Genomic DNA, 13046 nt, shown 5'->3' with positions numbered 1-13046 from the left:
GTTATGATTATACGTCGAGCATCCGGGGCAGACTTTTGATCATCATCAGCACGGCTTCCGTGAATGTCAGGTCGGGGCCAGTAGCCGCAATTGCAACAAGGATCACCGCAGTGGCAGCCATTATGAGGAGCACTCCCATCAGGTGAGATAGATTTCTCAGTAGCTCCATTACTTCCGGTGAAATTCGAACCTGTGGTTTCCATTTAAATTGAACGGGAGATTTTGCAGTCATGACGGTGAAAATGAAGAAGCCTGAAAACATGGTGAGAGCGATGCCGGTCAGTGCTGGCCAGGTCAGTGTATCAATGGCAGATTTTAAGTATTTGCCTGCCATTGATGCCACTGCGAGTGTGATGAATATTGCGGCCTGGCGCATTACTCGGCTTTGTTTAGCGGGTTAATCGCGATTGCTGACTGAATGCTTTGCAACACGATATTCTTTGCAGCGTTGCCCTCCATTGTCTTGAACTCGAACTTTTCAGCTAGGGCGATCAACTGCGAAGTCATATCGTTGAACTTTTCGATATCCGGGCGGCGGGCTAGTTTACGCGTTTCCTTCTCTTTCGCAACGCGTTCAGCTTCCGCTTTGGCTTCGGCCTCCTGTTTTGCTTTCAATTCGGCGGCAATACGAGCTTGTTCAGCGGCTTCAACACGTGCAGCTTCTATTTCGGCCCGACGTTGCTCTTCCGCTGCCTTTTGATCAGCTTCTGCCTGAATGCGTCTGGCTTCGGCTTCCTGTGCTTCCTGCTCACGTTTCAATGCGGCTTCGTGTGCAGCTTTCTCGTCTTCGAGCCTTTTGCGTTCGGCGGCAATTTCTTCCTGTTGACGTTTAATTTCAGCCGCTGCTGCTTCCTGCTCTTTGCGCTGTGCTTCAAGGCGATCAGCTTCTTCCTTTGCCGCCTGTTCAGCTGCGAGTTTTTCTTCAAGAATGATCTGATATTCAGCTTCGAGTGATTCGATTTCTGACTGAAAATCAGAATCAGCCATGGCTTCGATCTCTGACTGATCGATTTTGAACTTTCCGAGGGAATAGGTAACCCCGTTGAAATTCACGCCGGTAACCGACATAATCACCTGCACGCGGTTCTGAATTTTCTCCTTGCGCTTGCGCTCGAATTCCTGTTTGATACGCTCCTTTTCAGCCAAATAATCATCTTCCAGCTGTTGCAGCGGCTCTTCGATTGCAACGAGCTTATCCTTGATGCCGTTGGCAGCCTCGTTGACCTGACGTTGCCATTTTACAGCGTCGTCAACCAGAGCTTTACGCTCTTTCTCAACCTGGACACGGACGGCTTTTACATCTTTCCGTGCTGAAACCACTTTCGCGAAACCTTCCTTATCGGACTGGCCATTGATTGTAAGGCCGGAGTATTCCTTTTGCATCCGGGCGATTTCGGTTTCAACTTTTGTAATCGGGGCCAGTTTTTCGACTTCTGGCGAGTCAAGTAATTCGACTGACATAGCTTTGAGATTTAGATATGAGGAAATGTGGAGTGATCGGGAGTTTCACCCGATCGGGGTTTTATGCTGCTTGCAGATGCTGAACTTCTTCGCAGGTCTTGCGTGCCCGTTCCAGGTCAGCAATGGCAGAGTCAATCATTTTGAAGTCTACGGATTCTGTTTTGCCGGCTGCGTATTCGAGGATTTCCTTTGCTGCTAATACCAGGTCAGGAAATTTGCTGATGTCAAATGTTACTTCCATGATCAGTGAGGGATAAACCCGGTTTCCCGGGAGGTGGTTAACAGGTGAGTGAATCGAATGCGCGACCTTGAATTACTAAGGCATGCTCGTAGTTGTCGGCCTCCCATTTCTGGTAGCTATCGATGATGTCATATTCCTGAGCGAGCAGCGCGTCAAATCTTTCTTTCAGGCTCTCAACTGTGTCGTCAAACCGAACTGCTACCGACATTTTGAAGTCACCGTGCTCTGTCTCAACTGTTACCGTGATCAGGTTTCCGCGGACAATGCTGTCCTTTTCGTAGGGAAGTTCCAGGCATTCGTAAAGATCCTGGGTGAAGTCTGCAAGGCTCAATGCTTGCGAGGTGAAGTTGTTTACCTTTGTCATGATTTTAGATAATGTTTACATCCGGTTCGGCTATGCTGGCCGGGTGTTTTTTGGTTTAGTGCTTTTCGTTTCCGAATTGCTTGATACAAATATACACTAATAGTTGTATATTAGTCAAGCGTTTGTGCAAAAATAAATGCATTATTTATGCACTTTTTAATGTATAAATATGCACTTATTTGATTGTCAATCTCTTACGATAAAAACTATTTTGACATTTTGTAGGATTGTGGTAAGATTACGGTCAGTTACTACTTACTCTTCGATCGGATGTTCAAATTTTTATCTTGCCTTATTGCGCTCTTTCTGATTTACTCGACCTGCGTAGCACAAGTCGAAGAAAAGTCCCCTCCTACGAATTTCGATGAGTTTGTCTCGAAGCACGACGGATTTGTCAAAATCGAAGATTTCGCCCTCACGAGGATGATTTTGCAGCTTTCATATGGTGAAACCCGAATAAGAAAGGTCGCTGCTGGAAAGGAGACGAAGATCTACTACCAAGTTACGAGTGGTCAATATTCCGGCTCTGTGGCCTCGGAAGATTTTGCAGACTTGATAAAGGCATACGATAATCTGAAACAAATGTCTTCGAATGACGTAAAGGAGTCTCACGACTATCTGGAAAACAAGTATGTCGATAAAGGAGGCCTTGAAATCGGGTATGTAGTTGAGAAGAAGCGGCTTACTTGGTTCGTGCGACCTCACAAATTCGGCCCCAGAACACTTTTCTTGAAAGATCCGACTACTATGGAAGAGAGCCTTACTCAGGGCATCGTTGTTCTTCAAAAGCTGCAATAGCAAACGTTGAAAAAATTACCTTACCCTATCAAAATGAAATTTCTACTCTACCCCTTTATTGCCATTCTATTACTTTGCGGGTGCTCCAAAAATGATGTTGATCCGACATTGGCGGGCGCTGTCGATGATAAGGAGCTTGTAGAAATGCTACCAGGCAAATGGACTTACTCTTTACTCGGGAAGGGTAGTAAATACTGGACGGAAACCATATCGTTTAGAAGCGAGGTCAATATTATGAGTTCAGCAACTGCTGTGAACGAATACGAAACAATCTCCGCACCTACGTTCACTACCGCTACGTATAAATTCACCATCAATGGTGGCGTCATGGAGGCTGAATCCGAGTCTGGCGTCGTAAAAAAAACATTTCGCATTGAGAAGTCGGGACGTAATAAAATCATCCTTTACGAGCGACTCGATCGATCAAATCCGAGATCTGAACTTTCGGGTAAAGAATACACCAAAGGGAGGTAGTCGTCACGATAACGCGAATGCCGATATTGGGCTGAAAGAATAATTCGTGGTAAAGACGATAGTCTCATAGATGAAGTTTCTAACGCATTATATAAGTCTGAGATCAGGCAATTAGAAAGAGACATAAAATTAGTATTGATAATTGAGACATAAAACTTTTAATATAGAAAATGAGAATTGAAGCTATTGCAAAGTTCAAAGCGATTAATCCATTTGTAATTGACGATTTGCCAGACCTTGTTGTTATCACTGGCGAGAATGGGTCCGGAAAGACGCAGCTATTAAATTTGCTATCAACCAATAATAATTTAATAATTTTCGATCCAGAAACACAGAGCCACATTCCCAATAATTTTCGACTTTTCATCAATGGTGTTCAGACTGGGAATATTGTTTCGGTCAGCCCGAACGAGCACAATTTCTCCCTTGGGCGCCCGTATAACATGGTTGATCTCATGAATAAATGGGGGCGATTACCTTACATTTATCTCTCATATTTGAATTGCATTTCATACCTAGGGCACAGTCAATTCAATGAAAAAGAATTAAATATTAGATTTCTTCTGGATACAAAATATGAAAAGGAGCACCCAAGTGCCCCCTATCCATCAAAAATATCTCACGAAGATTATTTGGCTATCAGATCGATCTTCGAAAAAAGAAAGAATCCATATACCCCCGCCACATTGGATGAATGCATAGTTTATTTGGATCAAGGATATACTGGTGTTTTTGAGACAAATTTAACATTCTTGTATTTACAATACCAAATAAGAATAAAACTTGGATTTGATCCAGGCGAAGCGCCTTGGCAAATTTTCAATCGGGCCATGGAGGAGGTCGGTTTTGGATACAGGCTGAAAATTCCAATTCTTACGGATTCGCTAATCAACACTGAAATAGAATTAGTGAATTTGGAAAATGATTTAGCTATCTCACTTGAAAGTCTTTCGTCAGGAGAACGGACTTTAATGACATTGATTCTCGCGATTTATAATTCAAAAAATGATCAGCCATTTCCAGATGCTATTTTATTTGACGAACCTGATGCTTACCTACATCCATCAATGGTACATCAAATGTTAAAGGTTTTTAAGAAGTCATTTATTGAAGATAAGAATGTCAAGGTGATAATAACAACCCATTCTCCATCTACTATTGCCTTGACACCAGAGCCAAGTTTATTCAAAATGTCCCGTAAAACCGGAACATTGTCCAAAGTTACCAAGTCCGATGCGATTAAGTCACTTACGACTGGTCTCATATCGCTGAATGTCTATTACGAGCATTGTAAACAGGTATTTGTGGAAGATAAATTTGACGAAATGTTCTTTAAGATCCTTTTATCAAAACTTTTAAATCATTTAAATTCAGAAATATTGATTCACTTTCTGGCTTCTGGATCCAAGGATATTGTTGAAGTTCAAGCAACATCAAATGAGGGGGCTGATAAATTAGTAATTTCAACGGGAAATGGAAAGCAGAGAGTAGGCGAATTAGTAAGATTATTAAATGATGCTGGCAATAGGATGATATGCGGTGTCGTGGATGGAGACAATTCGGGCATTGCTATAAAGGGCTCTAAAATTGTCAAATGTGGCTTAGGGAGAAGACATTCCCTGGAGAACTACATATTTGATCCGATCGCGTTCATAATTTTTTTAGTTCAGGCTAATCGCCCACTTGCCCAGCAACTTATCTCCCTCCCAGATCTCAACATAGTTGCCTTTTTTGAAATTACCGATGCAGATTTACAAGAGATGTCTAATCGAATAATTTCTATTTTGGAAACAAAAAACATGGAAACGTGCGATGTAGTCATCGAAAATGAGAAAGAATCGGTTCAATGTAAGCTTATAAATGGTAAGGTAATATTACTTCCAAAATGGTTTTTAACTGCTCGGGGGCATGATTTAGAAAATTTGTATGTCAATGCAATCCCTTATTTAAGGAGCGCTGAATTCATTGCAAAAGGAAACCAAAATCGGCGCAAGGAACTTATGATAGATCATCAATTTGTCCTCGCCGAGTTCATGTCGGTGGACTTATTGGAAACTTTTTGGGCTATTGAAAAGCTACCAATCTCATGATTGCCAAATTACCTAAAATGTAAAACTGTATAAATGGCATCCCGGACATCGTCATTCATTCGGTGGGATAACCCGGATTCTTTCTCGACATACCTGCGGCCGGTGTCGGACCAGGCGCCGGCCAGTGTCTTGAATGCCCCCTTTTTCAGTGGCTTGAATTCGGTCACCGTGTACCCGGCCGCTTTCAGTAACTTACAGATCAGCTTGCCAGCTCCGTGATTCTCGCCGACGTTCCGGGCTTTCGCCTGAGCTGCGCGATAGTTACCGCCCCTAAGATTGGCTTTTTTGATCAACCATCCCGCTTCCACGTAAACCGTGGTTTCGGTCGGCGGAAGTTCTGAAAGCTCGGAAAGAACGTTTTCAATGCTGACGGTCTTAGCGATGATCCATTCGCGGTCTTTCGTACTCCAAGCGGCCAAGCCGGATTTGTTCAGGTCGGGATCGATGGCAACCAGGTAGGGGGTTGGGCAGTTTGAGCGGGGGATGAATTTCATTTTGATTGATGGAAAGGACATTGTACAATCGGCTTAACCCATCCGGTTTCCGTTTTCAATTCGAGTAACTTGGATTCAATTAGTTCGTCGCCTTCGGGCAAATCGCACATTCTAACGAACCATCGCTCAGGTGGACATCCCGGACGCTCTGGGTGGTCGCATCCATCCCAATATGCTTCCTGGTATGTACATGTTAGGCAGGTTTTATAATCCGGGTTTTTATAACAGGTAGTTTCGTGCTGAACGATCTTCTTTTGGTCTTCGGAATGTTTGCGTCCACATTTGAACTGGCATCCATAGGCTTTGTATTGTATCGGCATAACTCAGAACATTGGAGGTGAAAAGGGCTTCTTGCATTTCGAGCAGCTGACACAACCGCCGACAACCGGATCGTCTATGTCGTGGTGATGCTGGTATACCAGTTCGTGCCGCGTATCAGCCGGCAGGTGTGCCCACTGACGGTATGTGTGCCAGTGGATCGTCTTCCCCGACGCAGACCAAAGAATTTGATCGCCTTTATCGTCGTGCTGACATTTGTCGGGAATACCGTCGACGAAGGCGTATGATCCGTCAGGCATTTGAAGTATCTCGCTGTGCGTGCTCATCGTCGGCGGGATTTGGCGGTTGACGGATACTCGATCACATTACACATTTCTTTCAAACGGTCCGCGGCGCGTTCCCCGTAAAAGGATTTCAAGGCATCCATGTCCAAATTCGATGTAAAGTGCGTGAAGTGGCGCGGAAGTTCCTTGTGGCGTATCCTGATTATCTCGCCCATCACGTTGCGGATGTTGCCCATGTGATTTCCGAGCGATTCGGAGCCCAAATCATCGAAGAATCTGCCCAAATGCGATTGCCCGAAGTACTTATCGTTGCTCTTGTTTATCGGGCTACTGCAATATTTATCAAACACATCTTCGCCGATTTCCTTCGTGGTGTACTCATCGACTATGTCCTGACAATCGTGCTGAGCAAATGATAGCTTCGGGTTTTCGTTGCAAATTTTCATAAGCTCAGTTTTCCCGCATCCGATAGGCCCGATGAGTAAAAGTCCTTTTGAGAAGGAGAAATCGGGGCGCAGCTTCAAAAAGTCCATATCGCCGGTGAAGTACATGCAAAGTGTGTTCACGACGCCTTTATTCTCTTCGTCGATGGAAAAAGGATCAGGCCAGCTTCTATCCGTCGATCTTGCCTGTCCGATCGTCATTACGGCTTCTCTGAATTTGTACTTGTCCAGCGTAGGGAAAACGGGCCCCTGGTTGACCTTTTTGGCATAGGCGGCATTGTATTCCGCTTGCCCTTTGTCTTGCCGAGCTTTTGCTAATGCGAGTCTAATTGCTACCTCCCTTACCGCAAATTCTTCTTCCTCGGTTAATTCCGGCAAAACGTAATCACTAGAATTCCACGTGCGCAACGTTTCCAGCTCCCGTTCGCTTAGATGGTTCAGCGATGGACGTAGGGCGTAGCGCGCCGCCGCTTCGTTGGTTTGATTTTCCATTGGTTGATTTTGAATTGAATTTTAGATCGTTTTGATGCCACGTGGAGAGGCGCAGCGGTAGGTCCCACGTGCCTTTTGTTCGCGTTAGTTCGCGGTACCATGCAGGTTTTCCAGCTTTAATAGCCGACCAGTGTCGAATGAAGGCTTTGTACATTTCCGGCGTGTAAAGGCCGGGGTGGGTTGCGTCGTATGTCAGGCAGGCTTGTCGAAGAGTTTGACAGGTTGAAACTCCGTTGGAGTCGGTGGTAATTTCGAAAGGCTTCGATTTTTGTTTTTCCCCACACCCCTTTTCTTTCTCTATACTTACCCCTTTAGATATATTATTAATATTATTATTTAATATATATAGGTCACCAAGTGAAGTTTCTTCCGGTGAAGTTTCTTCACTTTCTGGGATATATACAATGCTTTCTGTGTTTTGCCGGTGAAGTTTCTTCACTTCGACCTGATTTGCCGGTGAAGTTTCTTCACTATCATTTGTATAGTGGTGAAGTTTCTTCACCTCGGAAATTCGAGAAAGTGAAGTTTCTTCACCTACCGTATAGTCCTCATGGTGAAGTTTCTTCACTATCGAATGTATAGCCGGTGAAGTTTCTTCACTTTTTGGTGTGATAGGTGAAGTTTCTTCACCGGAAGTTTCTTCACTTGCCGATCCGGAAAAGTCGCGCGCTTCTAGAAGTGCTATCCTCCATTTGTCCGAGCATTTTAGTTTACCTGAGACATTTTGCAGATAACCCAAAGCCTCTATTTTCTTAACCAGATCAATGATTGCGCGCGTTGATAGACCAGTGTTTTCTGAAATGTCATTTCGGGATAGCTGACACAGACCATCCGATCCCGCCTTTTCATTTACGAGATAGCACAGGTAGAATTCGTTCCAGGAAAGTCCCAATAGCATTCGGATATTATTCAGCTCGATCATTGTACTTGACTGAGGGAGAGGTTCGGCTGAGACAATCCCCAGCCGTATTTTAAGAAGAGCATTTCGATATCAATACACGAAGAAAGTTGTATTATGCCGGTTCCAGCGTGTTGCATTCGCCCACTTCGGACACTAATTTTTGCATCTCCTCGATCACTTTTGAGTTAACGGTACGGTGCCCTCGAACCATCTGGTAAATGTGCTCAGTCGGGACACTAATGCCTTGTTTATCAAGATTTTGAGATATTATCTGGGCAAATGAGCACCTCACAGGGAGCTTAGCCCGGAGTTCCTTTATTCTCTTAATGCGGGCCGCATTCAAAAAATTTGAGTCCATATTTTATTGCTTTTTAACTAATGGTTGTATATTAGTCATATAATAGTCACGAATATACAACTTTTATTGTGTATTATCCTACGTAACTACAACTTTTTTTATACATGACAGAGCAAGAAAAGTTTGAAAGGCTTATCGAAGCGCTTGGAGTTACCTCCTATCGACTTGCGAAAGATTTGGAAATCGGAACGGAGAGAATAAATAAGGTAATCCGTGGAGAGACCAAGAACCCCAGTGTTGAGATTTATGCAAAAATCAAGGAAGTGTACCCGAAGGTTAGTTCAGACTGGCTGCTGATGGGAGTCGGAGATATTTTTGCGACAGAAGTCCCAAACGATGATTCTTCCCATAAGGAGGAAATTCAGAAGCTGCAAACTGAGAAAGAGTTTATTCAGGGTTTGTATGAGAAGGCGATGGAAAAGCTGGTACTGCAAAGTGCCGGCTCTTTAAAAAAGTCTGAGGGCGCGATCCTTTGCCCAGATATGACTCGTGTAATTCGTAAGCGCATAACGGCAGATACATTGAAACTGCCACGCGTTCGCAAGACTTCACGGAACATATCGGTTCGCGTCCCTGGAACAATAATTCCTGATATCATGGACCAGGTCCGTGACATTCTGGGATAGTTCCGAAAGGGCTTAATTCTAATATAAAGACCACATAATCGACTACGGTATAGTCAAAATCGGTCAAAGTGAAGCGGAAATGGCGTAGGTGTCGGTACCCGCATCTCCACGAAAAGCAATACCAAAAGCTATCAAAAGTCTGTAAATCGCTGATTTACAGACTTTTTTCGTTTTTCGGCCCTGCCAAAACTTTCAAAAGTTCTCAAAGTTCTGGTGAGCATTTCGGTGAGCAATTTTGAAGTTAATATAGTGCTCACCAAAATTGTCGTAACTATCTGATTTAAAGCCTGTTTGTGTGGTAGACATCTTGATTTTTGCCGACATGAAGTGTTTCTTTAATCTCAAATCATGAATGTTATGTTGACAAAAAGCTTTGGTTTACTCTTTTACTTGAAAAAGAGATCTGGCAAATCAAAAGGAAAATTGCCAGTATACATGCGCATTACGATTGACGGGAGACGCACCGAAATTGCTGTGAAATCGGAGTGCGAACCTGCTCGTTGGAATCCATCGTCGGGACGGGCGTCTGGTAATAAGGAAGAAATCAGGAAATTGAATACATATCTGGACATACTACAAGGCAAGGTTTACGATATCTATCGTGAGCTTGTTTCGAAGGGAGTTGAGGTAACGTCTGAGCAAATAAAGGCCGAACTAAGTGGGGCGAAGCAGGATAAAAGGATGATTATACAATTGTTTCAGGAACACAACGATAGGCTGAGTGCGCTAGTCGGTAGCGAATTTTCACACAACACCCATAAACGATATGTGACATCCATGACTCATACTCGCGAGTTTATTCGCTGGCGATACCAACTTGAGGACATTGAAATCACCCGCCTAGATTTCCAGTTTATCGAAGATTATGAGTTTTGGCTAAAAAGTCAACGAAAATGCAACCACAACACGACCATGAAATACCTAGCCAATTTCAAGAAGATTGTTTTGTCCTGTGTGAAACGAGGGTGGCTGCTTAAAGACCCATTTGAGTCGTTTAAAATGGGTAAGCATGAGGTTGATCGCGAGGTGCTGACGGAGGCAGAGTTAAACAAGGTAGTTGTGAAAAAGATGCCGACCAGTCGTTTGGATCAGGTTCGGGACATTTTTGTGTTGTTGCTACACGGGTCTTTCATATGCGGATGTCCACAAGCTCAAACGAAGAGAAGTAATTGTAGGAACGGACAATAGTCGTTGGATTACTATAAAACGACAGAAAACAGACACCGCCTCGCGCGTTCCCCTTCTGGCACCCGCAGCGGAAATTCTAGATAAATACAAAGATCACTCGCAGTGCACACTAGCTGACCAGCTTTTACCTGTACTGTCAAATCAGAAGATGAATTCATATTTGAAGGAGATAGGAGATCTGTGCCATATTGATAAGAATATAACATTTCACCTCGCTAGACATACTTTCGCTACGACGGTCACCTTGGCAAATGGGGTGTCAATGGAGAGCGTCTCTAAGATGCTTGGACATAGGAACATACGGACAACCCAGCACTACGCAAAAATAATTGACAAAAAGGTCGGCGAAGATATGAAAGCATTGAGCGAGGTGTTGGCGAGAAAATAGGAATTAAATCAAGTTAACATTTGGCAAGCAAACTCGTCATAACAGCAGCTAAATAAGTGTCCCGATTTATGGATGACTACTGAAAGCCGCTCAAAGCTTACGGAATAATGGCGGCTTTTCCATTGTGTCACACAATAAGCTGGGCAGGAATGGATCAGAAGCGACAAGTGAGTGGGCTCATCGAGAAAGGTGGGCTTTCAGCCAGCCAGGTTTTTCTGACACCGGCGCTGAGAATACCGTTCAAAAGGCCCAGGAAAAAACGCTTCCCAAAGCGACTGCTGGCACGATCCTGATCTCGGAACAACTTGCAGGTGTTTTGTCTTTTGCCACCTTGAAGACCAAGGGCTATCAGATGCTTTCGGTGCAGTGGTAAAAGGCCTGCTTGGACGTGGATATTTTAAGCGGTACAGTCAAGAAACATCAAGGCTACGCATCGAAAGTCGCTGCGTAGCTTTCACCTTTGCGGCAAGGCCTTTTGCTCCGCTTTCAAGATTATGGAAAAAGCTTCAATGAGTGCTTCGAGTAGCTCATACTGGAAGACCTCATTGCATTCTCCCGTCGCCTCGCAGATACTCATCTTGCTTAAACCATACTCGACCCAGTCTTCCAGAATCTGATTCCATTCATCCTGGCTGTAAGCATTAAAAAAGCGTCTAATTGCAAGCACAGGTCGTTCAGCTTCCAAGAGCGACAATCTTCTTATCGTCCCTCCGTATTTAGCTGCCAGCTGCTTGATCTCTCGCATATATTGGAAATCGTTCGCAATCTGCTCTTCGCTAAATGGTGGAAAATTGTTGGGCTGCTTATCATCCCCAAGCGCCCCTGTCGTATCAAGGATCAGCCTTCCGGTATCCATCATTTTGGACAACTGCTTATACAGGGAGATAACCGTTGATGGCTCTCCACGGAAAAGGAATGGCCTTTCACCCGTCACCGCCTTCAACCAATGCCACAAATCCACACGCAAGTATTCCAGATCCCCAGGTTGAAAGAACACCAAGATCTCTTGAAGCGCTGCTGCTACTTCGCCGTTATAGTTTTGTGATGGCTGCGATGCATTGATACCTAAATTTTCCATGATCCAAGCTTTTAGAAGCAAAGAGCCAATCAGGTCTGACGTAGCGAACCATGGGCGGTTGTATCCGACTACGCACGGCTTGTATAATACTTCCGGACTTTGGGTTGACCTTCATTGCGATATTTACTTTATTTGTAACCATGAGCACAGCAACAAAACCCGACCATATCGGTCACAAGATCTCACGTATCCGTGAATTACGTGGTCTTAAGCAGGAGTATGTCGCGCACGAACTGAACGTCAGCCAGCAAACCGTATCGAAAATCGAGCAGAGCGAAACGGTGGAAGATCAGATACTGGAGCAGATTGCAGAAATTCTTGGAGTGACCCCAGAAGGAATTAAGAATTTTAGTGAAGAAGCAGTCTTCAATTACTTTAACAATTTCAGCGACAACAGTATAAACCAGGGGCCGATAGGCTCATACAACGTTTGCAATTTTAACCCACTGGACAAGGTGATTGAATTATACGAACGTCTTTTGCAGAGCGAGCGAGAAAAAATAGAACTTCTAAAAAATAAGTAATCGCAAAAAAGCCGCGATCCTGCGGCTTTTTCATTTGGGAGATATTTTGCGATAAAGCGAATACTACGCCGTCTGTACGCGAGGCTTTCTGCCACGCGGTTTTCCGGTGTACTCCGGTTTCGGCGTTTCGCTTTCAATGGTCAGCTCATAGCCTTTGGTAGCCTTGTCAAAATCAAAAGTAGAGATCTTGAAGATCAGTTTTTCACCCTCGAAATTGAGGCCTCCCCTTTTCAATATGACAGCCAACGGAATTACATGGCCCCTGCCACTTTTCTCAAAGGAAAAGGTTTGATCCGAACTTGCAGCCGGAACAATATATAAGGATTTGATTTTTCTTTTTCCATCCTGGGTGCCGATCTTGAAATTTGTAGACTCAGGGTCAATTCCCAGATCTCGTAATGCGACAGCCGGGAAAACTAGCTTGCCGGAACTGGAAATGTAGCCAGCTGGCAGCGGCGCAGCCTTGGCCTGCTGGGTCTTAGGTAGGTTTTCCTCTGGGGAAAAGAACTTAATTGCTTTTAGCTTCATGGTGTTATGGGTTATTTTAGGCTAAAATAAGGCAA

18 protein-coding genes are annotated in these 13046 nt (G+C 44.2%); 8 read left to right on the top strand and 10 right to left on the bottom strand.

What is annotated here, in order from left to right; all coding sequences use genetic code 11:
- Window positions 1-7 precede the first annotated feature (7 nt).
- From IEY24_RS19855 to IEY24_RS19840, 4 genes are all read right to left on the bottom strand, one after another.
- Window positions 8-376 carry a hypothetical protein gene (locus IEY24_RS19855; RefSeq protein ID WP_188935333.1) on the bottom strand — a complete coding sequence of 123 codons (369 nt, stop codon included), beginning with the start codon at window positions 374-376 and terminating at the stop codon, window positions 8-10.
- The gene (locus IEY24_RS19850; RefSeq protein ID WP_188935331.1) at window positions 376-1461 is read right to left on the bottom strand and encodes a coiled-coil domain-containing protein; all 1086 of its coding nucleotides are present in this window, start codon (window positions 1459-1461) and stop codon (window positions 376-378) included. The genes IEY24_RS19855 and IEY24_RS19850 overlap by 1 nt, the downstream gene beginning before the upstream one ends.
- A 61-nt stretch (window positions 1462-1522) precedes the next feature.
- Window positions 1523-1702, bottom strand: coding sequence for a hypothetical protein (locus IEY24_RS19845; RefSeq protein WP_188935329.1), 180 nt, complete (start codon window positions 1700-1702; stop codon window positions 1523-1525).
- Between the two features lie 37 nt (window positions 1703-1739).
- On the bottom strand, window positions 1740-2066 hold the full coding sequence (locus IEY24_RS19840; protein WP_188935327.1) for a hypothetical protein: 327 nt from the start codon (window positions 2064-2066) through the stop codon (window positions 1740-1742).
- 270 nt (window positions 2067-2336) lie between these two features.
- Here IEY24_RS19840 and IEY24_RS19835 point away from each other — a divergent pair, with 270 nt between their 5' ends.
- The 3 genes from IEY24_RS19835 (at window position 2337) to IEY24_RS19825 (ending at window position 5428) form a co-directional block, all read left to right on the top strand.
- Window positions 2337-2864 carry a hypothetical protein gene (locus tag IEY24_RS19835; RefSeq protein WP_188935325.1) on the top strand — a complete coding sequence of 176 codons (528 nt, stop codon included), beginning with the start codon at window positions 2337-2339 and terminating at the stop codon, window positions 2862-2864.
- 33 nt (window positions 2865-2897) lie between these two features.
- A complete protein-coding gene (locus tag IEY24_RS19830; RefSeq protein ID WP_188935323.1) occupies window positions 2898-3338 on the top strand; it encodes a hypothetical protein in 441 nt (146 codons plus the stop codon).
- Window positions 3339-3508: 170 nt separating this feature from the next.
- Window positions 3509-5428, top strand: a complete 1920-nt coding sequence (locus tag IEY24_RS19825) for an AAA family ATPase (protein WP_188935321.1) — start codon at window positions 3509-3511, stop codon at window positions 5426-5428.
- Window positions 5429-5436: 8 nt separating this feature from the next.
- On the opposite strand, the gene IEY24_RS19820 is transcribed toward IEY24_RS19825, so the two are convergent.
- The 4 genes from IEY24_RS19820 to IEY24_RS19805 all read right to left on the bottom strand — a co-directional run bounded on the left by IEY24_RS19820 (window position 5437) and on the right by IEY24_RS19805 (window position 8342).
- A complete protein-coding gene (locus IEY24_RS19820; protein WP_188935319.1) occupies window positions 5437-5922 on the bottom strand; it encodes a hypothetical protein in 486 nt (161 codons plus the stop codon).
- 323 nt (window positions 5923-6245) lie between these two features.
- The gene (locus IEY24_RS19815; protein WP_188935317.1) at window positions 6246-6527 is read right to left on the bottom strand and encodes a hypothetical protein; all 282 of its coding nucleotides are present in this window, start codon (window positions 6525-6527) and stop codon (window positions 6246-6248) included.
- Window positions 6524-7420 carry a P-loop NTPase family protein gene (locus tag IEY24_RS19810; RefSeq protein WP_188935315.1) on the bottom strand — a complete coding sequence of 299 codons (897 nt, stop codon included), beginning with the start codon at window positions 7418-7420 and terminating at the stop codon, window positions 6524-6526. The genes IEY24_RS19815 and IEY24_RS19810 overlap by 4 nt, the downstream gene beginning before the upstream one ends.
- Complete coding sequence (locus IEY24_RS19805) at window positions 7317-8342, bottom strand: hypothetical protein (RefSeq protein WP_188935313.1); 1026 nt, start codon at window positions 8340-8342, stop codon at window positions 7317-7319. The genes IEY24_RS19810 and IEY24_RS19805 overlap by 104 nt, the downstream gene beginning before the upstream one ends.
- Window positions 8343-8783: 441 nt before the next feature.
- Here IEY24_RS19805 and IEY24_RS19800 point away from each other — a divergent pair, with 441 nt between their 5' ends.
- From IEY24_RS19800 to IEY24_RS19790, 4 genes are all read left to right on the top strand, one after another.
- Window positions 8784-9305: a hypothetical protein gene (locus IEY24_RS19800; protein ID WP_188935311.1), complete on the top strand. Its 522-nt coding sequence runs from the start codon at window positions 8784-8786 to the stop codon at window positions 9303-9305.
- Between the two features lie 357 nt (window positions 9306-9662).
- Window positions 9663-10493: a phage integrase SAM-like domain and Arm DNA-binding domain-containing protein gene (locus IEY24_RS19795; protein ID WP_229222749.1), complete on the top strand. Its 831-nt coding sequence runs from the start codon at window positions 9663-9665 to the stop codon at window positions 10491-10493.
- Window positions 10411-10881, top strand: coding sequence for a site-specific integrase (locus IEY24_RS32810; RefSeq protein ID WP_229222740.1), 471 nt, complete (start codon window positions 10411-10413; stop codon window positions 10879-10881). The genes IEY24_RS19795 and IEY24_RS32810 overlap by 83 nt, the downstream gene beginning before the upstream one ends.
- 124 nt (window positions 10882-11005) lie before the next feature.
- Window positions 11006-11254, top strand: coding sequence for a hypothetical protein (locus tag IEY24_RS19790; RefSeq protein WP_188935309.1), 249 nt, complete (start codon window positions 11006-11008; stop codon window positions 11252-11254).
- 81 nt (window positions 11255-11335) lie between these two features.
- Here the strand turns inward: IEY24_RS19790 and IEY24_RS19785 are convergent, their stop codons facing one another.
- The gene (locus IEY24_RS19785; RefSeq protein WP_188935308.1) at window positions 11336-11959 is read right to left on the bottom strand and encodes a hypothetical protein; all 624 of its coding nucleotides are present in this window, start codon (window positions 11957-11959) and stop codon (window positions 11336-11338) included.
- 140 nt (window positions 11960-12099) lie between these two features.
- On the opposite strand from IEY24_RS19785, the gene IEY24_RS19780 reads away from it, so the two are divergent.
- Complete coding sequence (locus IEY24_RS19780; RefSeq protein WP_188935302.1) at window positions 12100-12483, top strand: helix-turn-helix domain-containing protein; 384 nt, start codon at window positions 12100-12102, stop codon at window positions 12481-12483.
- 63 nt (window positions 12484-12546) lie between these two features.
- On the opposite strand, the gene IEY24_RS19775 is transcribed toward IEY24_RS19780, so the two are convergent.
- A complete protein-coding gene (locus tag IEY24_RS19775) occupies window positions 12547-13011 on the bottom strand; it encodes a hypothetical protein (protein ID WP_188935300.1) in 465 nt (154 codons plus the stop codon).
- Between the last annotated feature and the right edge of the window lie 35 nt (window positions 13012-13046).

The sequence above is a fragment of the Dyadobacter endophyticus genome (assembly GCF_014641595.1).
Taxonomy (GTDB): domain Bacteria; phylum Bacteroidota; class Bacteroidia; order Cytophagales; family Spirosomataceae; genus Dyadobacter; species Dyadobacter endophyticus.
The sequence above is the reverse complement of the archived record's forward strand: the minus strand, read 5'-3'. Positions and strand labels throughout refer to the sequence as shown.

Coding starts and splice junctions, on each gene's coding strand:
- IEY24_RS19825 (WP_188935321.1), top strand. CDS start 3,509: ATGAGAATTGAAGCTATTGCAAAGTTCAAAGCGATTAATCCATTTGTA.
- IEY24_RS19855 (WP_188935333.1), bottom strand. CDS start 376: ATGCGCCAGGCCGCAATATTCATCACACTCGCAGTGGCATCAATGGCA.
- IEY24_RS19850 (WP_188935331.1), bottom strand. CDS start 1,461: ATGTCAGTCGAATTACTTGACTCGCCAGAAGTCGAAAAACTGGCCCCG.
- IEY24_RS19800 (WP_188935311.1), top strand. CDS start 8,784: ATGACAGAGCAAGAAAAGTTTGAAAGGCTTATCGAAGCGCTTGGAGTT.
- IEY24_RS19795 (WP_229222749.1), top strand. CDS start 9,663: ATGTTGACAAAAAGCTTTGGTTTACTCTTTTACTTGAAAAAGAGATCT.
- IEY24_RS19840 (WP_188935327.1), bottom strand. CDS start 2,066: ATGACAAAGGTAAACAACTTCACCTCGCAAGCATTGAGCCTTGCAGAC.
- IEY24_RS19820 (WP_188935319.1), bottom strand. CDS start 5,922: ATGAAATTCATCCCCCGCTCAAACTGCCCAACCCCCTACCTGGTTGCC.
- IEY24_RS19810 (WP_188935315.1), bottom strand. CDS start 7,420: ATGGAAAATCAAACCAACGAAGCGGCGGCGCGCTACGCCCTACGTCCA.
- IEY24_RS19805 (WP_188935313.1), bottom strand. CDS start 8,342: ATGATCGAGCTGAATAATATCCGAATGCTATTGGGACTTTCCTGGAAC.
- IEY24_RS19775 (WP_188935300.1), bottom strand. CDS start 13,011: ATGAAGCTAAAAGCAATTAAGTTCTTTTCCCCAGAGGAAAACCTACCT.
- IEY24_RS19830 (WP_188935323.1), top strand. CDS start 2,898: ATGAAATTTCTACTCTACCCCTTTATTGCCATTCTATTACTTTGCGGG.
- IEY24_RS19780 (WP_188935302.1), top strand. CDS start 12,100: ATGAGCACAGCAACAAAACCCGACCATATCGGTCACAAGATCTCACGT.
- IEY24_RS19815 (WP_188935317.1), bottom strand. CDS start 6,527: ATGAGCACGCACAGCGAGATACTTCAAATGCCTGACGGATCATACGCC.
- IEY24_RS19845 (WP_188935329.1), bottom strand. CDS start 1,702: ATGGAAGTAACATTTGACATCAGCAAATTTCCTGACCTGGTATTAGCA.
- IEY24_RS19785 (WP_188935308.1), bottom strand. CDS start 11,959: ATGGAAAATTTAGGTATCAATGCATCGCAGCCATCACAAAACTATAAC.
- IEY24_RS19835 (WP_188935325.1), top strand. CDS start 2,337: ATGTTCAAATTTTTATCTTGCCTTATTGCGCTCTTTCTGATTTACTCG.